Origin of the sequence: Delftia tsuruhatensis NBRC 16741 (assembly GCF_001571325.1) — a bacterium.
Classification (GTDB): Bacteria; Pseudomonadota; Gammaproteobacteria; order Burkholderiales; family Burkholderiaceae_C; genus Comamonas; species Comamonas tsuruhatensis.
Genome location: NZ_BCTO01000063.1, coordinates 11,589 through 33,865, shown reverse-complemented (window position 1 = coordinate 33,865; position 22,277 = coordinate 11,589). Strand labels below are relative to the sequence as shown.

At 67.7% G+C, this 22,277-nt stretch carries 19 protein-coding genes and 1 riboswitch; of the genes, 11 read left to right on the top strand and 8 right to left on the bottom strand.

Features of this window, described 5'->3' with window-relative positions; genetic code table 11:
• The first annotated feature begins 11 nt into the window (after positions 1-11).
• From alkB to DTS01S_RS25075, 7 genes are all read left to right on the top strand, one after another.
• Positions 12-662: a DNA oxidative demethylase AlkB gene (gene alkB, locus DTS01S_RS25105; RefSeq protein WP_017404757.1), complete on the top strand. Its 651-nt coding sequence runs from the start codon at positions 12-14 to the stop codon at positions 660-662.
• A 14-nt stretch (positions 663-676) separates the two neighbouring features.
• Complete coding sequence (locus DTS01S_RS25100) at positions 677-1,351, top strand: 2OG-Fe(II) oxygenase (protein ID WP_017404756.1); 675 nt, start codon at positions 677-679, stop codon at positions 1,349-1,351.
• 12 nt (positions 1,352-1,363) lie between these two features.
• Positions 1,364-1,682, top strand: a riboswitch (cobalamin riboswitch).
• 121 nt (positions 1,683-1,803) lie between these two features.
• Complete coding sequence (locus tag DTS01S_RS25095; protein ID WP_017404755.1) at positions 1,804-3,960, top strand: TonB-dependent receptor; 2,157 nt, start codon at positions 1,804-1,806, stop codon at positions 3,958-3,960.
• Positions 3,960-5,012: an ABC transporter substrate-binding protein gene (locus DTS01S_RS25090; RefSeq protein ID WP_017404754.1), complete on the top strand. Its 1,053-nt coding sequence runs from the start codon at positions 3,960-3,962 to the stop codon at positions 5,010-5,012. The genes DTS01S_RS25095 and DTS01S_RS25090 overlap by 1 nt, the downstream gene beginning before the upstream one ends.
• On the top strand, positions 4,999-6,084 hold the full coding sequence (locus tag DTS01S_RS25085) for a FecCD family ABC transporter permease (protein ID WP_017404753.1): 1,086 nt from the start codon (positions 4,999-5,001) through the stop codon (positions 6,082-6,084). Before DTS01S_RS25090 ends, DTS01S_RS25085 begins: the two co-directional genes overlap by 14 nt.
• Entirely contained in the window at positions 6,081-6,884 is an 804-nt protein-coding gene (locus DTS01S_RS25080; RefSeq protein ID WP_061289419.1) for an ABC transporter ATP-binding protein, read from the top strand. The genes DTS01S_RS25085 and DTS01S_RS25080 overlap by 4 nt, the downstream gene beginning before the upstream one ends.
• The gene (locus DTS01S_RS25075; protein WP_017405776.1) at positions 6,871-7,653 is read left to right on the top strand and encodes a (2Fe-2S) ferredoxin domain-containing protein; all 783 of its coding nucleotides are present in this window, start codon (positions 6,871-6,873) and stop codon (positions 7,651-7,653) included. Before DTS01S_RS25080 ends, DTS01S_RS25075 begins: the two co-directional genes overlap by 14 nt.
• Positions 7,654-7,657: 4 nt before the next feature.
• Here DTS01S_RS25075 and DTS01S_RS25070 read toward each other — a convergent pair whose 3' ends face one another.
• Complete coding sequence (locus DTS01S_RS25070) at positions 7,658-8,584, bottom strand: LysR family transcriptional regulator (protein WP_013802414.1); 927 nt, start codon at positions 8,582-8,584, stop codon at positions 7,658-7,660.
• Positions 8,585-8,750: 166 nt separating this feature from the next.
• Between DTS01S_RS25070 and DTS01S_RS25065 the strand changes: the two genes are divergently transcribed.
• Together DTS01S_RS25065 and DTS01S_RS25060 are read left to right on the top strand one after the other, a co-directional pair.
• The gene (locus DTS01S_RS25065) at positions 8,751-10,076 is read left to right on the top strand and encodes a serine hydrolase domain-containing protein (protein ID WP_026062487.1); all 1,326 of its coding nucleotides are present in this window, start codon (positions 8,751-8,753) and stop codon (positions 10,074-10,076) included.
• Between the two features lie 118 nt (positions 10,077-10,194).
• A complete protein-coding gene (locus DTS01S_RS25060; RefSeq protein ID WP_061289415.1) occupies positions 10,195-11,991 on the top strand; it encodes a methyl-accepting chemotaxis protein in 1,797 nt (598 codons plus the stop codon).
• A 32-nt stretch (positions 11,992-12,023) separates the two neighbouring features.
• Here DTS01S_RS25060 and DTS01S_RS25055 read toward each other — a convergent pair whose 3' ends face one another.
• Entirely contained in the window at positions 12,024-13,004 is a 981-nt protein-coding gene (locus DTS01S_RS25055) for a DNA-binding protein (RefSeq protein ID WP_017405772.1), read from the bottom strand.
• 253 nt (positions 13,005-13,257) lie between these two features.
• Between DTS01S_RS25055 and DTS01S_RS25050 the strand changes: the two genes are divergently transcribed.
• Positions 13,258-14,409, top strand: coding sequence for a site-specific integrase (locus DTS01S_RS25050; RefSeq protein ID WP_017405771.1), 1,152 nt, complete (start codon positions 13,258-13,260; stop codon positions 14,407-14,409).
• 45 nt (positions 14,410-14,454) lie between these two features.
• On the opposite strand, the gene bioB is transcribed toward DTS01S_RS25050, so the two are convergent.
• Positions 14,455-15,516, bottom strand: a complete 1,062-nt coding sequence (gene bioB / locus DTS01S_RS25045; RefSeq protein ID WP_061289412.1) for a biotin synthase BioB — start codon at positions 15,514-15,516, stop codon at positions 14,455-14,457.
• Between the two features lie 415 nt (positions 15,517-15,931).
• On the opposite strand from bioB, the gene DTS01S_RS25040 reads away from it, so the two are divergent.
• Entirely contained in the window at positions 15,932-17,911 is a 1,980-nt protein-coding gene (locus DTS01S_RS25040; protein WP_017405770.1) for a UvrD-helicase domain-containing protein, read from the top strand.
• A gap of 7 nt (positions 17,912-17,918) precedes the next feature.
• On the opposite strand, the gene DTS01S_RS25035 is transcribed toward DTS01S_RS25040, so the two are convergent.
• The 5 genes from DTS01S_RS25035 to DTS01S_RS25015 form a co-directional block, all read right to left on the bottom strand.
• The gene (locus DTS01S_RS25035; RefSeq protein ID WP_026062485.1) at positions 17,919-18,389 is read right to left on the bottom strand and encodes a VOC family protein; all 471 of its coding nucleotides are present in this window, start codon (positions 18,387-18,389) and stop codon (positions 17,919-17,921) included.
• An 87-nt stretch (positions 18,390-18,476) separates the two neighbouring features.
• A complete protein-coding gene (locus DTS01S_RS25030) occupies positions 18,477-19,319 on the bottom strand; it encodes a YdcF family protein (RefSeq protein ID WP_061289421.1) in 843 nt (280 codons plus the stop codon).
• 9 nt (positions 19,320-19,328) lie between these two features.
• A complete protein-coding gene (locus DTS01S_RS25025; RefSeq protein ID WP_061289409.1) occupies positions 19,329-20,168 on the bottom strand; it encodes a lectin in 840 nt (279 codons plus the stop codon).
• Positions 20,169-20,324: 156 nt separating this feature from the next.
• Entirely contained in the window at positions 20,325-21,089 is a 765-nt protein-coding gene (locus DTS01S_RS25020; protein WP_061289406.1) for an enoyl-CoA hydratase, read from the bottom strand.
• Positions 21,086-22,273, bottom strand: coding sequence for a CaiB/BaiF CoA transferase family protein (locus tag DTS01S_RS25015; RefSeq protein WP_061289403.1), 1,188 nt, complete (start codon positions 22,271-22,273; stop codon positions 21,086-21,088). Before DTS01S_RS25015 ends, DTS01S_RS25020 begins: the two co-directional genes overlap by 4 nt.
• Positions 22,274-22,277 lie beyond the last annotated feature (4 nt).

Below are 22,277 nucleotides of genomic sequence, written 5' to 3'. Positions count from 1 at the left end.
GGACGGCCGGTATGAGCACGCTGGATCTTTTTGCCGATGAACCTCCCATGGGCATCGAACCCATTGGTCCCCAGTCCGTGGTGCTGCGCGGCCATGCCCTGCCCCATGCGGCGCCACTGCTGGCTGCGGTGGACGGCGTCATGGCCCAGGCGCCGCTGCGCCATCTGGTCACGCCGGGCGGCTTCACCATGTCGGTGGCCATGACCAACTGCGGCACGCTGGGCTGGACCAGCGACAGGCGCGGCTACCGCTACAGCGCCATCGACCCGGTCAGCGGCCAGCCCTGGCCCGCCATGCCGGCCGTGTTTGCGCAGCTGGCGGGCGAAGCGGCCGCCGCTGCGGGCTTCGAGGGCTTCGCGCCCGACGCCTGCCTGATCAACCAGTACCTGCCCGGCAGCCGCCTGTCCCTGCACCAGGACCGCGACGAGCGTGACCTTGGCGCGCCCATCGTCTCGGTGTCACTGGGCATGCCGGCCACATTTCTGTTTGGAGGGCTTGCGCGCGCGGACAAGACGGCCAGGGTGTTGTTGCAGCATGGCGACGTGGTGGTCTGGGGCGGCGTGGATCGGCTGCGCCACCACGGCGTGTTGCCGCTCAAGGACCAGCCTCACCCGCTGCTGGGCGGGCGGCGCATCAATCTCACTTTTCGCAAGGCGGGTTGAATGGAGGGGTCGAAATGGATGGGCTGAACAGCAGTGATCGCTTCGCCGGCCTGGACTGGGGCCGCATTGCCACCCAGCTCGATGCAGAGGGCCATTGCCTGCTGCCACGGCTGCTGAATGCGGATGAAAGCCGCGCCCTGGCTAGCGAGGCGGCCATGCGCAATGGCCTGCCGCCCTCCCTCTACACATGGCGCCCGGTGCTGTACCGGCACCTGCTTGCCATTGCCAATCGCTGGCGTGCCCAAATGGACATGCAGCCTGCCCTGCCCGCCTCGTTCGAGGCCTTCGGGCAGCTGGGCCACCAGCGCGGCCAGATGCATCCGCAGTCGCACCTGCTGCATGTGGCGCAGGCGGGCCATGCGCCGCTGCGCTCATACAGCGAAGGTGCGGCGGTGTTCCCGCTGCAGCTGGTGCTGCTGCTGTCCCGGCCGGGCCAGGATTTCGAGGGCGGCGAATTCGTGATGACCGAGCAGCGCCCGCGCATGCAATCGCGCCCCATGGTGCTGCCGCTGGGCCTGGGGGATGCGGCCATCATCGCCACGGGGCCGCGCCCGGTGCGCGGTGCGGCAGGCTTTTACCGCGTGCATCTGCGGCATGCCATCAGCCGCGTTCACCGTGGCGAGTGGCTGGGTGTGGAGCTGCTGCTGCACGACGCGCCGCAGGCTACCGACGCGAGCCGCTGGCTATAATGCCGCGCCTGCAAAGGCATCCGTGCATCAGGTGTCCACATGCCAGCCATGGGGATGAAACGGGAACAAGGTGACTGCCAGCAAATGCTTTTTGCGCTGCCGGCACAGGCCTTGGCTGCCCCCGCAACGGTAAACAAGTCAAGGCGCTCCACGCCTGTCCCGCCAGTCTCCGCAACCCTGCGGAGGGGCGATGACAGGCTGTCACTGGTCCATGGCGTGGTCTGCAACATGCAGCTTTTCGCGGGTGGATTGGGAAGACGGGGCGCTGGGCGCAAGGCATGTCCTTGCGCCGCTTGTGAGCCCGGAGACCGGCCTGCTGCGTTTCGCGCCCGCTGAGCGGGCGCTTTCTTGACTGTCTGCGGGGTGCGGATGGCAACGTCCTGCGCCCTTTCCTCCCACGCTGGCTGGAGAGGTGGCAGTGCCTTGCTTTCGCATCAGACGGTCGAAGACCGATGTTCGAAATGCATTCTTCCTTTTCCAGGGTTTCCAGCGCTCGCGCTGCCCAGTCCCTTTCCGTGCGGCTGAGCCCGCTGGCCCTGGCCTGTGCCTTCATCTGCCTGCCGGCGCAGGCTCAAACCCAAACCCAAACGCCAACGCCCCCATCAACCGCCCTGCCCGAGGTCCAGGTCACCGGCCAGGCCGAACGCATCGGCCAGCAACTGGCCCAGCCTGCGCGCTCTGCCAGCCATACCGGCGTCTCCAACCAGGAAGTGCCGGCCAGCGTGGATGGTGTTTCTGCCGAGCAGATGCAGGAGCGCGGCGACTACGCCCTGGTGGACGCCGTCACGCGCACCGTGGGCCTGACCTCCAGCAGCACGCCGGGCAACGGCGGCCTGTCCTTCAGCAGCCGTGGCTTTGCGGGCGTGAACTCCGTGGGCGTGGCCGAAGACGGCATGGTGCTGGGCGTGGCCGCCGGCACCACGGCCTATCCCGGGGACAGCTGGGGCTACGAGCGCATCGACGTGCTGCGCGGCCCGGCCTCGCTGATGTATGGCAGCGGCACCATGGGCGCCACCGTCAACGCCATCCGCAAGCAGCCCAGCCGCACCAGCTCGGCCGAGGTGCTGCTGGGCGCTGGCACGGACGACACGCTGCGCCTGGGCCTGGGCGTGACCGGCGCCCTGGGCGCCTATGCCAGCTACCGCATCGACAGCTACACCGCGCGCAGCGCGGGCGAGCGCGACCTGGACCAGTCGCGCAACGGCAAGTTCATGAGCACGCTGCGCTTGGAGCCCACGAGCGACCTGCAGATCGACCTGATTGCCGACCGCAGCGTGCAAAAGCCCAGCCGCTACTGGGGCACGCCGGGCCTGGACGGCAAGGTGGTGGAGTCGCTGCGCGACCGCAACTACAACGCCGAAGACAGCGTGCTGCGCTATGCCGACGAGCGCCTGCGCGCCAAGGTGCAATGGAAGGCCAATGACTGGCTGACGGTGCGCAACGAGCTGTACCACGTGCAGTCGGACCGCCACTGGCGCAACATCGAGGCCTACGCGCTCAACCCCGCCACCTGGACCGTGGGCCGCTCCGACTACCTGGAAATCCTGCACGACCTGGAGCAGACCGGCAATCGCCTGGGCCTGAACGTGGACCGGGGCTCGCACAAGATCGCCATGGGCTGGGAGGCCGCACGCATCAACCTGCGGCTGTCCAACAACTCGCCCTATGGCGGCTCGTCCACGGTCTCGGCCTGGGACCCCGTGCATGGCAGCTGGGCCAGCCCCGATGTCACCAAGGCCAAGACCGAAACCGGCGTGACCCAGCATGCGCTGTACCTGGAGGATGCCTGGCGCATCAGCAACCGCTGGCTGGCCATGGCCGGACTGCGCCGCGATGTCTACGACTTTGCCAGCCACTCGCTGGTGGGCGGCACGGATTTCAACAAGACGCTGGCCGCCACCTCCTGGCGCCTGGGCCTGACCTATGAGCTGGCCCGCGACACCAATGTCTATGGGCAGATCAGCTCGGGCCATGATCCCGTCAACAGCCTGGTCTCGCTGAACCTGGCCAACACGGCTTACAAGCTGAGCAAGGGCCACCAGGCCGAGATCGGCATCAAGCAGCAGGTGGCAGGCGGGCGCGGCGAATGGACGCTGGCCGTGTTCGACATCAAGAAGGACGACATCATCACGCGCGACCCCGACCGCCCGGCCATCTCCATCCAGGGCGGCAGCCAGTCCTCGCGCGGGGCGGAAGCCACCGCCGCCTTCCAGGCCACGCCCGCCCTGCGCCTGGAGGGCAACCTGTCCTATGTGGACGCCCAGTTCGACAAGCTCATCGAGGCCGGCGGCAACCGCGCAGGCAACCGCCCGCAGAACGTGGCCAAGACCACGGCCAACCTCTGGGGCCACTACCGCGTGGGCGCCTGGCAGGCCTCGCTGGGCCTGCGCTACGTGGGTGACCGCTTTGGCAACAACGCCAATACCGTGAACCTGCCCGCCTACACCGTGGCCGACGCCGCGCTGAGCTGGCAGGTGGACGCGCGCACCACCCTGAGCCTGATCGGCCGCAACCTGGCCGACAGGGTCTATGTGGGATCGAGCTACGGCAGCCAGTTCCTGGTCGGGCAAGGCCGCCGCTTCGAGATCGCGGCGCATATCCGGTTCTGATGGCCATGCCGCGCTCCAAAAGCCTCCACGGTCTCCAGGGCCTGTGCGCTGGCGCCCTGGCGGCCACCCTGCTGCTGGCCGGCTGCTCGCGCAGCGATTCCGGCACCACCCGTGAACTGCCAGCACCGGCTGCCGCACCGCAGGCGGCCGTGACCGTCAATGTCTGCGGCAGCCCCGTGACCTACGCCAACGCACCGCTGCGCGCCGTGACCCATGACGTGAACATCACCGAGATGTTTCTCTTTCTGGGCCTGGGCGAGCGGCTGGTGGGCTACAGCGGCATCACGCAGGCCAAGCAGATCGACCCGGCCTTTCAGGCCCAGCTGGCCCGCGTGCCGCGGCTGGCCGAGCGCGAGATGAACCTGGAGGCCATCCTGGGCGCCTCGGCCGACTTCGTCTTCGGCGGCTGGAGCTACGGTTTTCGCCAGGGCCAGGTCACGCCCGAGGTGCTGCAGCGCCACGGCATTGCCTCGTATGTGCTGTCCGAATCGTGCATCCGCGTGGGGCCGCGCAGCCAGGTGGCGCTGGAAGACGGCCTGACCGACCTGCGCAACCTGGGCCGCATCTTCCGCATCGACGCCCATGCCGAGCAACTGGCGCAGGGGCTGGAGCGCGACCTGAAGGACCTGCGCGAGCGCATGCAGGGCGTGCGGCAGCGGCCTTCGGTCTTCGTCTACGACAGCGGCCAGGACATCCCCGTGACCGTGGGCCGCTACGGCATGCCGCAGGCCATGATCGAGGAAGCGGGCGGGCGCAACATCTTCGACGACATTCCCAGCAACTGGCCCGCAGGCAACTGGGAGGACGTGGTGCAGCGCAACCCGCAGTGGATCGTCATCATCGACTACGGCCAGCCCCATGCCCAGGGCAAGATCGACTTCCTGCTGGCCAAGCCCGAGCTGGCCGGCGTCGATGCCATTCGCGAAAAGCGGTTTTTCGTGATGACCTATGCCGAGGCCACGCCCGGCCCGCGCAATATTGCGCGGGCCCGCGCGCTGGCGCAGGCTCTGCACCCCGACCGCATGCCGGCGCCCAGCCATGCGGCCAACTGACTCCCGCTGGCCCAGGCGCCCGGGCGCCGCCCGCCTCTGGTGCCTGCTGCTGTTCGCGGCCCTGTTGCTGGTGATGACGCTGGCCATCACCTGGGGGCCCGTGGACATGCCGGCGGGCACGGTCTGGCGCATTGCCTGGAGCCGGCTGCTGCAGGCCCTGGGCCTGCAATCGCCGCCGCTGGAGGGCATCACGCCGCAGCACCAGCAGATCGTCTGGCTGATCCGCATGCCGCGCGTGCTGCTGGCGGCCCTGGTGGGCGCGGGGCTTGCCGTGGTGGGCACCATCATGCAGGCCATGGTGCGCAATCCGCTGGCCGATCCCTATCTGCTGGGCGTGTCCTCGGGTGCGTCTGTGGGCGCCGTGGCCGTGCTGGCCTTCGGTGCGCTGGCCTCGGCCGGCATGTACGCCCTCACGGCCGGGGCCTTTGCCGGGGCGCTGGCGGCCACCGTCGCCGTCTACCTGCTGGCGCGCTCCCAGGGCCGCATCCATGCCACGCGGCTGATCCTGGGCGGCGTGGCCATCGGCTATGTGCTGGCGGGCGTGACCAGCCTGATCACCCTGTCATCGGGCCAGCGTGACCTGGCCAATGCCCTGCTGACCTGGACGCTGGGCAGCCTGGCCGGCACGCAGTGGGAGGAACTGGGCATTCCCGCCGCCGTGCTGGCTGCGGGAATGCTCTGGCTGGGGCTGCAGACGCGCCCGCTCAACGCCCTGCTGGCCGGTGACGAGGCCGCCGCCACGCTGGGCGTGGACACGGCACGGCTGCGGCGCGCACTGTTCCTGGCGGTGTCGCTGCTGACGGGAACCATGGTGGCGGTCAGCGGCGCCATCGGCTTTGTGGGGCTGATCGTGCCGCACGCCGCGCGCATGCTGGTGGGTACGGACCACCGGCGCGTGCTGCCCGTGGCCGCCCTGGCCGGCGCCCTACTGCTGGTGCTGGTGGATCTTGTCGCGCGCACGGCCTTTGCGCCCATGGAACTGCCCGTGGGCGTGATCACCTCGCTGATCGGCGGGCCCTTCTTCGTCTGGATGCTGGTGCGCCAGCCGGTGCAGGGAGGGCGCGGCCCATGAAGCTGCAAGCCCAGGACCTGTGCTGGAGTGCCGATGCCCGGCGTGCCGACGCCCGGCGTGCCGACGCCCGGCGCATCGTGGACCAGGCCAGCCTCGCCCTGCACAGCGGCGAATGCGTGGGGCTCATCGGCCCCAACGGCAGCGGCAAATCCACCCTGCTGCGCATGCTCTATCGCGTGCTGCGCCCCGACGCGGGCTGCGTGCTGCTGGACCAGCGCGACATCCGGGACATGACGGCGCGCGAGTTCGCGGCCCAGGTCTCGGTCCTGGCGCAGGAGGCGCCGCAGAGCTTTGACTTCACCGTGCGCGAGGCGGTGATGATGGGCCGCATCCCCCACCAGTCCCCCTGGGCGGGCGACAGCGCCGAGGACCTCGCCTGCATGCGCCAGGCGCTGGCCCAGGTGAATGCCTTGGCGCTGGAGGAGCGGCATTTTTCCAGCCTTTCCGGCGGCGAAAAGCAGCGCGTGCTCGTGGCCCGCGCGCTGGCCCAGCAGCCAAGGCTGATGCTGCTGGACGAGCCCACCAACCACCTGGACATACGCCATCAGCTGGAGTTGATGTCACTGGTCCGGCGCCTGCAGATCAGCAGCATCGTCGCCCTGCACGACCTCAACATCGCCGCCCACTACTGCGACCGTCTCTATCTCATGGAACAAGGCCGCATCGTTGCCCATGGCACACCGGCCCAGGTACTGACCCCGGCCACCATCGGCCAGGTCTACGGCGTGGCTGCCGAGGTGGACATCCATGCCGCCACCGGCCGGCTGCGCATCAGCTTCATTCCCGATGAACTCCTCTGAAACTTCCATCCCGCCCGGGCCCGACGCCGTGATCGTGCTGGGCCGCGGCGGCACGGGCGCAGCATCGCGCCAAAGCCTGATCGAACTGGCCGATGCCTTGCGCCAGACGCTGGAGCCGGCCTGCAAGGTCGTCACATCCTTCGTGGACAAGGCCGCACCCTCGCTGCCCGAGGCGCTGCAGCAATGCCTGCCGGCGCGCTCCATCGTCGTGCTGCCCCTGCTCTCGCCCGACGAGCCTGCCCTGCTGCGCTGGCTGCACAAGCTGGCCATGCGCTGGCGCTCGCAGTTGCCGGACCAGGGCGTGCAGGTGCGGTTTGCCGACCATCTGCTGGGCGCTGCCGCCATGCCCGCGCTGCTGCTGTCGCAGATGGCCCAGGCCCTTCAGGCACCAGACATTGCCGAGACCGCAGGCGACCAATGGCAGCACGATCCCCAGGCCTGGTCCCAGGTGCCGGACCACCAGCACCATGCCCTGGTCTGCACGGGACCGCGCTGCACGGCCCTGGGCGCCGTGGCCGTCTGGCAAAGCCTGGGCGATGCCGTGCAGGCCAGCAGCGAACTGCGCGCCAGGCTGCGCCTGCTGCAGACCAGCTGCCAGTACCCCTGCAACCATGGCCCGCTGGCCATCGTCTATCCGGACGGCGTCTGGTACGGGCGGCTCACGGCCGAGAATGCCGCCGAAGTGATCGAAACCCATGTGCTCTCGCGGCAGGTCTGCGCAGAGCACCATGTGCACGGGCCTGTGGAGCTGGGGACGCGGGATTCGTGATGTCTCAGGGCTGGGCCGCCTCCAGCTCGGCCAGCCTCACCGCCACAAAATCCCGCAACGCACGCACCAGCGGCGTGAACTGCCTGCGACTGGGTGCGACCAGGAACAGCGGCACGCACTCGGTCGTCCAGTCGGTGCACAGCGCAAGAAGGCGGCCCCGGGCCAGGTCCTCGGCCACGTCGAAATACGACTTGTAGGCAATCCCCCGCCCGGCCACGGCCCAGCGCCGCACGGCATCTCCGTCATTGGCCACATTGCGGCCGCGCACCCGCACATGGACGGGCTCAGGTACGGCAGCCCCCTGCCCTGCCGGCCAGAAGCTCCAGCGGTCGTGCACTTCCTCGCCCAGCATGAAGCAAAGGCAGTCATGGCCGGCCAGGTCGTGGGGGGTGGCGGGGGCGCCACGCTGCTGCAGATAGGAAGGCGCGGCGCAGAGCACGCGGCGGTGCGTGTCCGACAGCGGCAAGGCCACCAGGCTGGAATCCTGCGGCCTGCCATAGCGAAAGGCCGCGTCCACAGGCTCGCTGTAGACATTGGCCGCGCGGTCGGACAGGTGCAGGCGCAGATCCACGCCTGCGTGCTGGCTCTGGAATTCGTCCAGCCAGGGCATGAGCACATTGCGGCCCAGGTCGGAGGGGGCGGCCAGTTGCAGCGTGCCGCGCAAAGCGGCCTGGCCGCCAGCCAACTGGTCGCGCACCTGGCGCAGGCCGGCCAGCGCGGGGCGGCAGTGCTCCAGAAACAGCTCGCCCTCCTGCGTGAGCCGCAGGCTGCGCGTGGAGCGCACGAACAGGGTCACGCCCAGCTCTGCCTCCAGCCGCTTGAGCGCTGCGCTGGCCGCAGCCGGGGTCAGGTCCAGGGCACGCGCCGTGGCCGAAAGGCTGCCGCTGTCTGCGGTGCGCACGAAGATATCCAGGTCTTGCAGGCTTTTCATGGGCATTCGCCAGGCTTTGATTTTCAAAAACTATTTGAAGCTTAGTCCAACGAGAAAGCCATTTGTCGTGCTTGCGCCAACTGGGCGCAGGGCCTGGGATGGAAGCCGGCTTCCATCCTTTGGCAGCGGATCTTGGCGCCGCGGCAACCGTAGTATGGTTGCCGCCATGCAGCTCAAACATTTCGCCGGTGCCCTGGCTGGCAGCCTTGTGTTCGCCACAGCCACGGCAGGGGTCACCGCAGCCAAGACCCCCTCCTATCCCGATGCCGATGCCAGCGACCCCGCAAAGCTGGGCTGGATGGTGGGCTCGCCGCCACCGCCGGACCGGATGCTGCGCTTCGACGACGGCTCCTATTTCCAGTTTCCCGCCATGCGCTGGAGCGTCTCGCACTTTCGCCAGCTCATGCCCACGGTGAATGTGTCACGCGGCCTGGCGCCTGCAGCGCCGCTGGCCCAGGCGCTGCGCGACGACATCGACGAGTTGCGCTTCACGCCATTGGGTGCCAGCCAGCCCATGACCTGGCGCGATTCGCTCAAGGCCAACTACACCGACGGCATCGTGGTGCTGCACAAGGGCCGCGTGGTCTATGAGCGCTACTTCGGCGTGCTCAAGCCCGAAGGCCAGCACGGCGCCATGTCGGTGACCAAGTCCTTCGTCGGCACGCTGGCGGCCATGCTGGCTGCCGAGGGGCAGCTCGACCCCTCGCGCCGCGTGTCGGAATACGTGCCCGAGCTGGCGGCCTCGGCCTTCGGCAATGCCACGGTGCGCCAACTCATGGACATGACCACGGGCATACGCTTCAGCGAAGACTATGCGGACCCCCAGGCCGAGGTCTGGGCGCACGCGGCAGCGGGCAACCCGCTGCCCAAGGCCAAGGACTACACCGGGCCGCGCAGCTACTACGAATTCCTGCAGACCGTGAAGCCCGAAGGCGTGCACGGCAAGGCCTTCGGCTACCGCACGGCCAACACCGATGCGCTGGGCTGGGTGCTGGCGCGCGTGAGCGGCCAATCGGTGGCCGATCTGCTGTCCGAGCGCATCTGGAGCCGCCTGGGCGCCGAGCAGGATGCCTACATGTCGGTGGACTCCACGGGCACGCCCTTTGCAGGCGGCGGCCTGAACCTGGGCCTGCGGGACCTGGCGCGCTTTGGCGAGATGCTGCGCAACCGGGGCCAGTTCAACGGCCAGCAGATCGTTCCCGCAGCCGCCGTGGACGACATCCGCCGTGGCGGCGATGCGGCGGCCTTTGCCAAGGCCGGCTACAAGCTGCTGCCGGGCTGGACCTACCGCAACATGTGGTGGATCACGCACAACGCCCATGGCGCCTTCGCAGCGCGCGGCGTGCATGGCCAGACCGTCTACATCGATCCCAAGGCACAGATGGTGATTGCGCGCTTTGCCTCCCATCCGGTGGCTGGCAATGCGGCCAATGACCCGACCTCGCTGCCGGCCTACGAGGCGCTGGGCAGGCTGCTGGCGGGGGAGCGCTGAAGGGGAGCGAATTTCCCGCATAGGCTTCGGCGGCCAGGGGGCACCGCCTGCAAGCATGCGTATTGTCAAGAAAATTTGCTAACGTATGTAGCATCTTCTTGCAATAAGTAATTCTTCTATGTTCCAGTCCCTGCGTGCGCGACTCATCGCGCTCAGCGTGGCCATCGTCACCGTGGCCATGTTGGCCCTGGCCATTGCCAACTTCCTCACGGTGCAGCGCCATGTGCTGTCCACCCTCGACGACCAGAGCCGCCAGCTGGTGAACGCCCAGGCCCAGGTTCTGGGCGAATGGGTGGCGACCAAGCGCCTGCTGACCCATACCCTGGCGCAGGCGGTCGATACGCCGGAGCCGCGTGCCGTGGTCCAGGCGCTGCGCGACGGCGGCGGCTTCTCGGATGCCTACTTCGGCTACACCGACAAGCGCATGTTCTTCCTCAACGAGATGGCTGCAGACTACGACGTGACGGCCCGCCCCTGGTTCAGGCAGGCGCTCAAGGAAGGCAGGCCCATCGTGACGGCGCCCTATCTGTTTGTCTCTCCACCCGAAGTGGGCGTGACCTTTGCCGAGCCCGTGGGCCCGGCCGGCAATCCTGTCGCCGTGGTCGGCACCGACGTGCTGCTGACCACGGTGGTGCGCACCGTGGGCGCCATCCGGCCCACGCCGGGCAGCTTTGCCTTCTTGGTGGATGAGGCCGGTGCCATCGTCACCCATCCCGATCCGGCACTCACGCTCAAGCCCGTCTCCGCGCTCTCGCCCCAGTTGGGTGCCGACGCCATCCAGGCCCTGCCCAAGGCGGACTCCGGCATGCGCACGGCCGTCGGCGGCAAGGACTTCCTGCTCTACGGCCAGGGCGTGCCCGGCACGAACTGGCAACTGGTGGTGGCCGTGCAGCGCGACGAGGCGCTGTCCGCGCTGGGTTCGCTGCTCAAGGTGTCGGGCGCCATCGTTGCCATTTCGCTGATCCTGGCGATTGCGCTGCTGGGCGCCGTCATCGCTCGCGTCACGCGCCGGCTGGCCGTGGTGCGCGATGCGCTGGAAGACATCGCCTCGGGTGACGGCGATCTCACGCGCCGCCTGTCGGTGCAAGGCAATGACGAACTGACGCAGATCGCACGTGCGTTCAACCACTTCACCGACAAGATCGCCTCGGTGCTGGTGCGCATCCGGGAATCGTCCGAGACCGTGCGCCATGCCTCCACCGAAATCGCCAGCGGCAACCAGGACCTGTCGGCACGCACCGAGCAGCAGGCCAGCTCGCTGGAGGAAACGGCTGCCGCCATGGAGCAGCTCACGGCCACCGTGCAGCACAACGCCGAGAATGCGCGCCAGGCGCGGCAACTGGCCAGCAGCGCCTCCGACATCGCCACGCATGGCGGCACGGTCGTGGACGAGGTGGTGCGCACCATGGGCGGCATCGAACAATCCTCGCACCGTATTGCCGACATCATTGGCGTGATCGACTCCATCGCATTCCAGACCAATATCCTCGCGCTCAACGCCGCTGTGGAAGCAGCCCGTGCCGGTGAGCAGGGCCGCGGCTTTGCCGTGGTGGCCTCTGAAGTGCGCACGCTGGCCCAGCGCAGCGCCACGGCCGCCAAGGAAATCAAGGCGCTGATCGATGACTCCGTGGGCCAGGTCGATGCCGGCAGCCGGCTGGTGCAGGACGCAGGCGCCACCATGGGCAAGGTGGTGGAAAGCGTGCAGCGCGTGACCGCCATCGTCACCGAGATCAGCAATGCCAGCCAGGAACAGAGCACGGGCATTGCCGAGATCGGCACGGCCGTCAGCCAGATGGACCAGTCCACCCAGCAGAACGCGGCCCTGGTCGAAGAGGCCACAGCCGCCGCCCAGTCACTGCAGCAGCAGGCCGCGCAACTGGCGGATGTGGTGGCGGGGTTCCGGCTCCAGTCCTGACCGGGCCCAGCCAGGGGCGCAGGCCCTGACTGCTAGCCCCGCCTGTCCTTGAGGCGCGTCATGGAGCGGCGCGCCGCAGACAGGCTTGCGCGCCGGCCCACGGGCAGTCCAGCACCCGCCTCGGGCACGGCCGCACCGGCCAATCGCTGCTGCGCCTGCAGCAGGCTGCGAAGGTCCGCTGCCCGCTCCTGCGCCAGGGCGGCCGCATTCTGGGCGGTCTGCAGCTGGGAATGCAGGCTCAGCTGCTCCTCCTCGCTCTTTTCATAGCGGCTTTGCAGCTCTGCAAGGCGGGTCGCTGCCTTGCGCTCCTGCTCGGTGGCGGCCTTGCGCGCGGCCGCCAGTTCCTGCCGCGCACGATCCACCTCATTGAGCATGTGGCGCTCATTGCCCGCGTACTGCTCGGCCATGCGCTGGCGCTCCAGCGCGGCGGACTGAATTTCCTCGCCATGCTTTTGCTGCAACGCCTCGCGCTGGCGGGCGGCTTCGGCCAGCGCATCGCGCATTTCCTCCAGGCGCTCGTCGCGGTCCTGCAGCTGCTGCTGCATTTCATCCAGCCGGCGCGACAAGTCCAGCGACTGGGCCTGGGCCACTTGCAGGGCCTGGTCCATGGCCTCTTTCTGCGCTTGCATGGACGCCTCGCGCCGCGCCATTTGCTCCTGCTGCTCCTGCAGCTCGGCCTGCGTGGCCTGTGCCGCTTCCTCCCGGGATTGCAGGGCGGCGCGGGCGGCCTCCATGGCCTCTTCCTGGGCAGCGTCCCACAGCTGCTGCGCCAGGCGCTGAACGGGATCGGGCACCGACGACGGCAGCAGTTCGCCCTGCCCTGCCGCCACGCCCAGGCGCTGGCCCAGCGTGGCAAACCAGGTCTCCAGCATGGGGCTGACGGTATTCGGCGAGCCCCGGCCAATGTGCTGGCGCACGCGCTCGATGGTCGGCCGCAGGCCCTGGGCGATCAAGGCGTCTGCCGCGGCCCAGACATCGGCTTCCTGCACGCCACGGGTGGATGTTTTCTGCATATCGTGAACTATTTCCAAGATTACCAACGATAAGAGTTTGTTATCGTGAGTTATTTTAACTTCATGTAATACATCATATGTTAGATGTATTAAATATTACGTATGAAATTTTCATACAGTATGGATGCGCACATTACACGGATTTGTGGCGCAAAAAGGCCGCTCCTGGTCGCTGGAAAGTGAACTTTGCGTCGTGCCGATCGCTGCAGGCCCGCAAGGGATTGCCCGGGCGGCGTCGGGCGACAATCCATGGATGCGCACCGGCCCTTTTTCGCTGACCTCCCGACCTCAGCCCCTGGACGACATCCAGGAAGGCAACGCCCTGCCGTCCGCCGGCCTGGAGCCTGCCGCCCGGCAGGCCGTGCGCGAGCTGATGCACGAGGGCGAATCCGCCAACACCAGAAACAGCTACCAAAGCGCCATGCGCTACTGGTCCGCCTGGCATGCGCTGCGGTTTGACCGGCAGATGCAGCTGCCGCTGGATGTGGCCTGTGTGCTGCAATTCATCATTGACCATGCCCAGCGGCAGACCGGCGCGGGCCTGGCCAGTGAAATGCCGGCGCACATGGACCGCGCCCTGGTCGAGGCCGGATACAAGGCCCGCGAAGGCCCCCTGTCGCACAACACGCTGGTGCACCGCATGGCGGTGCTGTCCAAGGCCCATCAGGTGCATGGACTGGCCAACCCCTGCCAGGACGGTGCGGTGCGCGAGCTGATGTCGCGCACGCGAAAGGCCTATGCGCGGCGCGGTGAAGGTCCCGCCAAGAAGGATGCGCTGACGCGCGACTTGCTGGAGCAATTGCTGGACACCTGTGACGACAGCCTGCGCGGCCGCCGTGACCGTGCCCTGCTGCTGTTCGCCTGGTCCAGCGGCGGGCGCCGCCGCTCGGAGGTGGCCGGGGCCGACATGCGCCACCTGCGGGCCGTGGGGCCGCAGGAATTCATCTACACGCTGGCCCACTCCAAGACCAACCAGTCCGGACGGGACGCACCCGAGAACCACAAGCCCGTGACCGGGCGCGCGGCCCAGGCGCTGGCCGATTGGCTGCGTGCCGCCGCCATACAGGAAGGGCCGATCTTCCGGCGCATCCGCAAGGGCGGCCATGTGGGCGAGCCCCTGTCACCGGCCGCCGTGCGCGACATCGTGAAGCAGCGCTGCGCGCTGGCGGGCGTGGAGGGAGATTTCTCGGCGCATTCCCTGCGCTCGGGCTTTGTGACCGAGGCCGGGCGCCAGAACGTGCCCCTGCCCGACACCATGGCGCTGACGGGGCACAGCAGCGTCAATACGGTGCTGGGCTATTTCCGTGCGGATTCCGCGTTGAGCAACCGTGCGGCCCGGCTGCTCGATGCCGGCGACGACGATGCGGCCGCCGCCGCGCAAGGCAGCGGCCGGCCGCAGCGCTGAGCTGCCGGCTCAAAAGAGCTCAAAAGCCCCAAAAAGCCCCAAGGCTCACTCCTGTACCGAGGTCCGCGTGCCGCTCAGGCCCAGCTTGCGCAGCAGCGTGGTGTCGGCTTCCACATCGGGGTTACCGGTGACCAGCAGCTTGTCCCCATAGAAGATGGAATTGGCGCCGGCCATGAAGCACAGGGCCTGCACGGCGTCGCCCATTTGCTGCCGGCCTGCCGACAGGCGCACGCGCGCCGTGGGCATGGTGATGCGCGCCACCGCGATCACGCGCACGAAGTCCAGCGGATCGACCGGCTCGCTGTCCGCCAGCGGCGTGCCAGGCACGCGCACCAGGCTGTTGATGGGCACCGACTCGGGATGCGGATTGAGATTGGCCAGCTGGGCGATCAGGCCCGCGCGGTGCACGGGCGCCTCGCCCATGCCGATGATGCCGCCGCAGCACACGCTGATGCCTGCGCCGCGCACGGCCTTGAGCGTGTCCAGGCGGTCCTGGTACTGGCGCGTGCTGACCACGTCCTGGTAGTACTCGGGCGCCGTGTCCAGGTTGTGGTTGTAGTAGTCCAGGCCCGCTTCGCGCAGCGACTGCGCCTGGTGGGGCTGGAGCATGCCCAGCGTGGCGCAGGTCTGCATGCCCAGGCCCTTCACGGCGCCGATCAGCTCGTTCATCTTCTCGATGTCGCGGTCCTTGGGCGCGCGCCAGGCTGCGCCCATGCAAAAGCGCGTGGCGCCCGCGTCCTTGGCCGCCTGGGCGGCGCGCGTGACTTCGTCCACGCTCATGAGCTTTTCTGCCTTGACGCCGGTGTCGAACTCGGCCGCCTGCGGGCAGTAGCCGCAGTTCTCGGGGCAGCCTCCGGTCTTGACCGACAGCAGCGTGGCCAGTTCGATATCGCCCGCAGGCCAGTGCTCGCGGTGCACGCTCTGGGCCTGGAACATCAGGTCCATGAAGGGCTTGTCCAGCAGTTCCTGGATGGCCTGCACGCTCCAGGCGCCTTCAAACGGCAGCGTGTCGCTTTTGGAGGGGCGTGCATGCCATTGCAGGGGGCTGCCGGCCGCAGGCTGTGCGGAGGTGGCGGAAGTCGTCGGGGTGGTGCTGCAGGCGGTCATCAAAAACTCCTCTGTGGGTCTGCTCTTTTCATTCTGATGAGCAAAAAAAGCCTTGGGAATGAAAAAGCCGGCTCCTTGGCAAAAATAGTTGCCCCGTTTTCATGGCCTGCAAAAAAAGCGAACTTCGCTTATTTTTGAGCGATGTTGGGCATGTTTTGGCAGAAGTTCTTCTCGGTGACTTCTTCTTGCCGCAAGCACGCGGCCATTGGCGGTCAACATCGCTCAATTGTCCGATGAGCGCTTCAAAAGATGCGTGGACAGGCGCGGCAACGGATTCCCAATACCTGCCAGATGCCTCTCCAAAACGACCACAATGGGTGCCCGCCGTCGTCGCCACAGCGGCTTTCAGCCCTGCCGGCCTGCGGCTGAACCCGTTTCCCTCTGCTTTCGCCGCTTTTGCTCAGATTTCCCTCACATGTCCCTGCGCTCCCTGGAATTTCCTACCGATCACGGCAAGCCGCTGCTGCTCTCGCGCGAGCAGCAGGCCATCCTGGCGCATGAGGGGCGTTCGGCCATCGTGGCTGCGCTGGCGGGAGTGGGCAAGACCACGACGCTGGCCTGCAAGGTGGTCCAGGCCTGCCGCAGCGGCCAGGCGCAGCGCATTCTGGTGCTGGCGTATTCGCGCTCCGGCGTGGCGGCCTTCCATCACCGGCTGCAGCAACTGGTGCGCGAGGTGCCGCCCCAGGTGCAGATCACCACGGTGGAGCGCTGGGCGGCCCAGCAGATCCGCCGCCGCGACCCGGCGGCCCGCTTTCTGGCCGACCGCGTGGCGCTGCAGGCCCGTGTGCGCGAGGCCCATGCCGCGCTGTGCGAGCGACTGGCCTGGCAGCCCGACCCTTTGTTCGAGCAGCCCGGCGATCTGGATCTGGACGCCTTCTGGGACTTCAACCTCGGCGCCAAGAAGTCGTTGCTGCCCCAGCGCCTGGCCGAGGAAGGCATGGGACTGGCGAGTTTCTGCGAGGAGTATTTGCTCGACTATCGCCTGGCCTGCCTGTTCTTCGAGTACGAGCGCCGCCGCATCGATCACTGCGGCGACCCGCTGTACTACGCCGAAGGCGACTGCAGCCATGCACTGGCCAGCGACGCCCTGCAGGGCCAGGCGCTGGACCTGCCGCGCTACGACCTGGTGGTGTTCGACGAGATGCATGACCTGGACCCTGCCTCGCTGCAGGTGCTGCGCGCCCTGGTCGGAACCAGCGGCTGCGCCTTTCTGGGCGCAGGCGACTTCAACCAGCACATCGAGGCACAGGCCTGGTCCGTGTTCCGCGACAAGCTCCACCAGCTCGATGATTTCCTGCCCCAGGCCACGGCCACGCTGGCGCTGACCCAGTCGCGGCGCTTTGGCCTCCAAGTGGCCAAGGCCGTCAATGCGCTGTTCAATGTGGGCTTGACAGCGGCGCCCACGCGCTTCAGCACCGTGCAGCAACTGCAGCACACCGATGACAGCGAGTGCATTGACCAGCTGCTGCAGATCCAGGCCAGCCTGGCACGTGCCACCGAACCCGCTGCGCCGGGCGAGCCGCCTTCTGGCAGCGCGCGCAATCCCTCGCTGACCGTGATCCTGCGCCACGAGCAGGACGCCTGCGCGCTGGAATGGGCCATCCACCGCGCCGGCAAGTCCGCCAGCTTCTACGGCTTCAAGCGTTTTTACCTGCAGCGCGAGATTGCCCTGCTGCTGGGCCTTTGCTATGCACATGGCATGCAGGCGCTGTCCTGGAAGGCCGAGACCAGCGTGCTGGGCAGCGAGATCCTGGCGGCCTTCGTGGAAGGTGCGCTGTTCTACGGCAAGGGCAGCGTGGCAGGCGGTGACATGGCCGACCCATCCAGCCGCCACACGCTGGCCCAGCGCATGGCAGGCGAGATGCTGCACAACCCGCAGATCATCTGGCGCTTCCTGAGCGACCAATCGAGCCTGCAGGGCGGACAACGCAACTTCAAGGCCTTCGGCAGCTTTCTGCAGCTGCCGCTGGCCCTGCAGTCCGATGCGCGGGGCCTGCTGGAGCAGGCCGATGTCTGGGGGCTGTTTGCCGGCGTGGCCCTGTCGCAGGCCCAGTCGGCGGCATTGCGTCAGCGCGTGGAGGCTTTCATGGATTCGGTGGCGGGCATGACCGTGCCCGACATGCTGGCTCAGGTGGCGGCCATGGCCACGCGCTTCGAGCGTGCCGTGCGGGCCGAGCGCGGATTCGACTTCCATCTGAGCACCATCGAGGAAGCCAAGGGCAAGGAGTACGACCACGTCGCCCTGCCCTTCATGGAGCCTGGCCGCTTTCCGGCGACGGCCCCGCACGCGCTGGCCTTTCTGGAGCGCAACCGCCTGTACGTGGCCATGACGCGCGCCAGAAAAAGGCTGTGGCTGCTGGAGCATGCCGAGCGGCGTGTCCAGCCTTTCGCCTGAAGGCGCCTCAGCCCAGGGCGGCGATCACCTCGGCCGGCGCCTGCACCAGCTCGATCAGCACGCCCTCGCCGGCAATCGGGAACTCGTCATTGCTCTTGGGGTGCAGAAAACAGATGTCGTAGCCGGCCGCGCCCTTGCGAATGCCGCCGGGCGCAAAGCGCACGCCCTGCTCCGTCAGCCACTGCACGGCCAGCGGCAGGTCGTCGATCCACAGGCCGATATGGTTCAGCGGCGTGGTGTGGACGGCAGGCTTCCTGTCGATGTCCAGCGGCTGCATGATGTCCACCTCCACCTTGTGCGCTCCCTGGCCCATGGCCAGGATGTCTTCGTCCACGTTCTCGCGCTCGCTCTGGAAGGTGCCGGTCTGGGTCAGCCCCAGCATGTCCACCCACAGGCGCTTCATGCGCTGCTTGTCGGTGCCGCCGATGGCCACCTGCTGTATGCCCAGAACCCGGAAAGGACGCTGTTCGCTTGCCACTGTCTCGCTCCTGTTGATGTATGAAGAATCACATTGTGGAGGCAAACCGGGGCACGCAAGGCGCAGCGGGCAATGCCGCCATGGGGCTCAGAACTCCCCCAGCACCCAGCCGCTGATCACCGCAAAGTACTCGCGCAGCCAGGCGTTGGCGCGGATCGTCACGGGCGTGGGCGCGCCCACGGTGAAGGCCTGGCCGTAGCCGCTGCGCTCGGCGATCCAGCCCGCGCGCAGCGTGTGGAAATCGCTGGTGACGATGGCAATCGCCGCGTCCGGGGCCACGCCGCGCTCCTGCAGCAGGGGCAGGCTCCATGCCAGGTTCAGCGCCGTGCTGGTGCTGCGTTCCTCCATCAGCAGGCGCTCGGGCGGCAGGCCGTGGCGCTGCTGCAGATAGCGCGCCATGATGGCGCCCTCGCTCTCGCTTTCCCCAAAGTCCACCCCGCCGCTGGTGAGCACCAGCGCCTTGGGCTGGCGGGCGGCCAGCTCGGCAGCGCGGTCCAGCCGCTGGGCCAGCGTGAGCGACGGCTGGCCGTCACGCGTGGCACTGCCCAGCACCACGATGGCCTGCACCGGCTGGTCCGGTGGCAACCCGGACGAGGCGGACAAAAGGTGTACCCAGAACACCAGCAGGCTGACCAGCCACATCGCCAACGCCGTCCAGCCCAGCCACCATGCGCGCCGAATCCATGCACTGGCGCGCAGCCTGCGCTCAATGGCCGCGCGCCAGAAGCTGCACGCCATGAATAGCAGGCCCAGCACCGCTGGCAGCGTCACGCCCAGATTGAACATGCCGCGTGCCATCAGCACCACGGCATCGCCCAGCAGCACGGCGCCAGTGATCAGGCCCAGCCACTGCAAGGCCCCCAGCCGCCGAATGCCCGCGACGGCGTTGCGGCCGGGCACTGGCCCGGGCGCGGCAGAGAGCTTGTGCAACAAGCGTCCTCAGTTCCAGCGCTGGTTGGGGCCGCCGGCGCAGGACCACACGATGACGGGCTGGCCCGGCCGGGCATTGCCGCCTTCGATGTCCAGGCACTTGTTGGCAAAGCGGCTGCGGATCTGTCCACGGCTCCAGTCCCATTTCTGGTTGGGCTGGTTGCGGCATTGCCAGGCGATCACGCGCGCGCCATTGCGCGTGCTTCCGTCGGCGACGTCCAGGCACAGGTCGCCCACGCGCATCTCGCCATCACGCGTCAGCGTGAAGCGCTGGTTTTCACCGCCGCTGCAGTGGTACACGATAAGGCCGTTGCCCGGGCGCAGGCCACCCGACACATCCAGGCACAGGCCGTTCTGGCCCCGCACCTCCCGTCCTCCCCACGACGGGTAGCCGCCGGGCTGATGGCCCGGGTAGCCCGGATAGTGGTCATCGTTCCATTGCTCGTCGCGTTCACGTTCGCGGTCCTTGTCGCGCTTGTTCGCCAAAATGGCGGCGCCGGCAATGGCTGCCACGGCGGCACCGGCGATCCATGCGCCCGTGTTGTCGCTTCCGCCTTCCTGGCCCTGCGCGCCCTGGGGCAGGCCGGTCAGGATGCGGAAACGCCCGCCGCAGCCGTCCTTGACCCACATCTCCCGGCGGCCCAGGTCATAGCCCCAGTTCTGGTTGTAGCTGCAGTTGCCCGCCAAGGTCTCGACCAGTTGGACCTGCTGCGCGTCGTCGGGCAGGCTGTAGGTCTGATAACGACCGTTGGACATGAGCTGCACCGTCTCTTCGCCTGCATGCGCAGGCAGAACCGGCAGGATGAAGCTGCTGGCCAGCAGGACGGAAATGCATTTATTGATTTGCATGGGATTTCTCGGGCTGCGTTGATCTGAGGGGCGGCTACGCGCAGCAACCGGCCTTTTCTTTCAGGCCAAGAATGCAGCCACCGCCTCTTTCCAGGCTGTGGAGTTTAGCCAAGCAATTTGTAGGATTGCGCCAGATTCTGGCAAGGCTGGCTCAAATCATTGCCTGTTGAATCCCACCACCCCCGCCCGAAACTCCCCACTCCCATACACCGCCGACACCAGATCCTCATCATCCAGCCGCTGCTCCACGACGATGCGCCGCAGGCTTTCCTTGACTGCTGACTGGGTGGTTGCCGACAAGGCCATGAGCTGCTCGGCCAGCGCCTGTGCCTGGGCCTGCAACCGATCTGCCGGCACCACCGTATGCACGAACCCGCAGGCCTCGGCCTGCTCGGCTGACAGGTAGTCCGCCAGCAGCAGCATGCGCTTGACGCGTGGCACGCCCAGGCTGGCCACCAGGCGGGCGATGTTGCGTGACGACAGCGTGTTGGACAGCGTCTTGGCAATCGGCGCACCGAAGCGCGAGCCGGTGCTGCAGATGCGAAAGTCGCATGCCGTGGCCAGGGCCAGGCCGCCGCCCACGGCCCAGCCGTCGATGACGGCGATAGTGGGCACGGCGATGCGCTCCACGGCGTCGATCACGCGCTCCACGAAGGCTTCATAGGCAATGCCTTGCTGGCCGTCATGGAAGTCCTTGAAGTAGGCGATGTCCGTGCCCGAGATGAAGGATTTGCCGCCCGCACCGCGCAGCATCACGCAGCGGATGGCCGAGTCGGCCTGGCAGCGCTCCAGGGCCGTGAGCAATGCCTCGTACATGGGCATGCTCATGGCGTTGTGGCGTTCGGGGCGGTCGATGAGGATCTCGGCCGCGCCCCCGGCGTGAACGGTCAGCGCCACGGATTCATGCAGGGCGGTGCTCATGCGGCGGCCTTCAGGGCACGGAGTTCGGCCATGATTTCCGCGTTGTGCTCGCCCAGCAGGGGCGGATGGCGGCGCACCTGCTGGGGGGTGCCCAGCATCTTGACGGGAAAGCCGATGTTCTTGACCTTGCCTTCGATGGGGTGGTCGATCTCCATGCACATGCCGCGGTGCCGGCCATGCTCGCCCTCGAAGGCTTGCGGATAGGTGAGCAGCGGGCCGGCGGGAATTCCGGCCTCCAGCATGCGGTCCACCCAGTCGGCGCTGTCGTGGTGGGCCAATTCCGCTTCCAGCTCGCCTATCAGTGCCTCGCGGTGCTTCAGGCGCAGCGCCACGGTGGCGTAGTCGGGGTGCTCGAGCAGATCGGGGCGCTCGATCAGCGCGCACAGCCTGGCCCAGAGTTTCTGGTTGGTGGCGCCCATGACGAAGTAGCCGTCGCACGCCTTCACGGCCTGGTAGGGGGCGCTCATCTTGTTGCTGGTGCCCAGCGGCGCGGGCGGCACGCCGGTGCCCCAGTATTCGGACATGTCCCAGATCGAGAAAGCCATGGCCGAGTCGAACAGCGAGGCGTCTATGTGCTGGCCCTGCCCTGTCTTCTGCGCGCCGATGTAGGCGGCCAGCAGTCCGTAGGTGGCGAACAGTGCGCAACCGATGTCGGCCACGGGCACGCCGGCCTTGACGGGTTTCTCTCCCTTGTAGCCGGTGACGCTCATCACGCCCGACATGGCCTGGGCCATGAGGTCGAACCCCGGCCGCTGGGCCCAGGGCCCGCTCTGGCCGAAGCCCGAGATGCTGACATAGACGATGCGCGGATTGATGCGGCGAATGCTTTCATAGTCGATCTTCAGGCGCTGGACCACGCCGGGCCGGTAGTTCTCGACGATGACATCAGCTGTCGTGGCCAATTGGTAGAAGGCCTCACGCCCCTCCTCGCTCTTGAGGTCCAGCGTCAGCGACCGCTTGTTGCGGTTCATGTTCAGAAAGCCCATGCTGTCCGGGCCCTTCATCTTGAAGCCCATGGCACCGCGCGTCTGGTCTCCGGTGCCCGGAGGCTCGACCTTGATGACATCGGCGCCCAGGTCGGCCAGCAGCATGCAGGCAAAGGGCCCGGCCATGACCTGGCTGACGTCAAGCACGCGTATGCCTTGCAGGGGCAGTTGTTGCGGGTTGGATGGGGAATTGCTCATGCCG

Coding starts and splice junctions, on each gene's coding strand:
- DTS01S_RS25095 (WP_017404755.1), top strand. CDS start 1,804: ATGTTCGAAATGCATTCTTCCTTTTCCAGGGTTTCCAGCGCTCGCGCT.
- DTS01S_RS25050 (WP_017405771.1), top strand. CDS start 13,258: ATGCGCACCGGCCCTTTTTCGCTGACCTCCCGACCTCAGCCCCTGGAC.
- DTS01S_RS25015 (WP_061289403.1), bottom strand. CDS start 22,273: ATGAGCAATTCCCCATCCAACCCGCAACAACTGCCCCTGCAAGGCATA.
- DTS01S_RS25070 (WP_013802414.1), bottom strand. CDS start 8,584: ATGAAAAGCCTGCAAGACCTGGATATCTTCGTGCGCACCGCAGACAGC.
- alkB (WP_017404757.1), top strand. CDS start 12: ATGAGCACGCTGGATCTTTTTGCCGATGAACCTCCCATGGGCATCGAA.
- DTS01S_RS25040 (WP_017405770.1), top strand. CDS start 15,932: ATGTCCCTGCGCTCCCTGGAATTTCCTACCGATCACGGCAAGCCGCTG.
- DTS01S_RS25060 (WP_061289415.1), top strand. CDS start 10,195: ATGTTCCAGTCCCTGCGTGCGCGACTCATCGCGCTCAGCGTGGCCATC.
- DTS01S_RS25020 (WP_061289406.1), bottom strand. CDS start 21,089: ATGAGCACCGCCCTGCATGAATCCGTGGCGCTGACCGTTCACGCCGGG.
- DTS01S_RS25090 (WP_017404754.1), top strand. CDS start 3,960: ATGGCCATGCCGCGCTCCAAAAGCCTCCACGGTCTCCAGGGCCTGTGC.
- DTS01S_RS25075 (WP_017405776.1), top strand. CDS start 6,871: ATGAACTCCTCTGAAACTTCCATCCCGCCCGGGCCCGACGCCGTGATC.
- DTS01S_RS25080 (WP_061289419.1), top strand. CDS start 6,081: ATGAAGCTGCAAGCCCAGGACCTGTGCTGGAGTGCCGATGCCCGGCGT.
- DTS01S_RS25025 (WP_061289409.1), bottom strand. CDS start 20,168: ATGCAAATCAATAAATGCATTTCCGTCCTGCTGGCCAGCAGCTTCATC.
- DTS01S_RS25065 (WP_026062487.1), top strand. CDS start 8,751: ATGCAGCTCAAACATTTCGCCGGTGCCCTGGCTGGCAGCCTTGTGTTC.
- DTS01S_RS25085 (WP_017404753.1), top strand. CDS start 4,999: ATGCGGCCAACTGACTCCCGCTGGCCCAGGCGCCCGGGCGCCGCCCGC.
- DTS01S_RS25055 (WP_017405772.1), bottom strand. CDS start 13,004: ATGCAGAAAACATCCACCCGTGGCGTGCAGGAAGCCGATGTCTGGGCC.
- DTS01S_RS25100 (WP_017404756.1), top strand. CDS start 677: ATGGATGGGCTGAACAGCAGTGATCGCTTCGCCGGCCTGGACTGGGGC.
- bioB (WP_061289412.1), bottom strand. CDS start 15,516: ATGACCGCCTGCAGCACCACCCCGACGACTTCCGCCACCTCCGCACAG.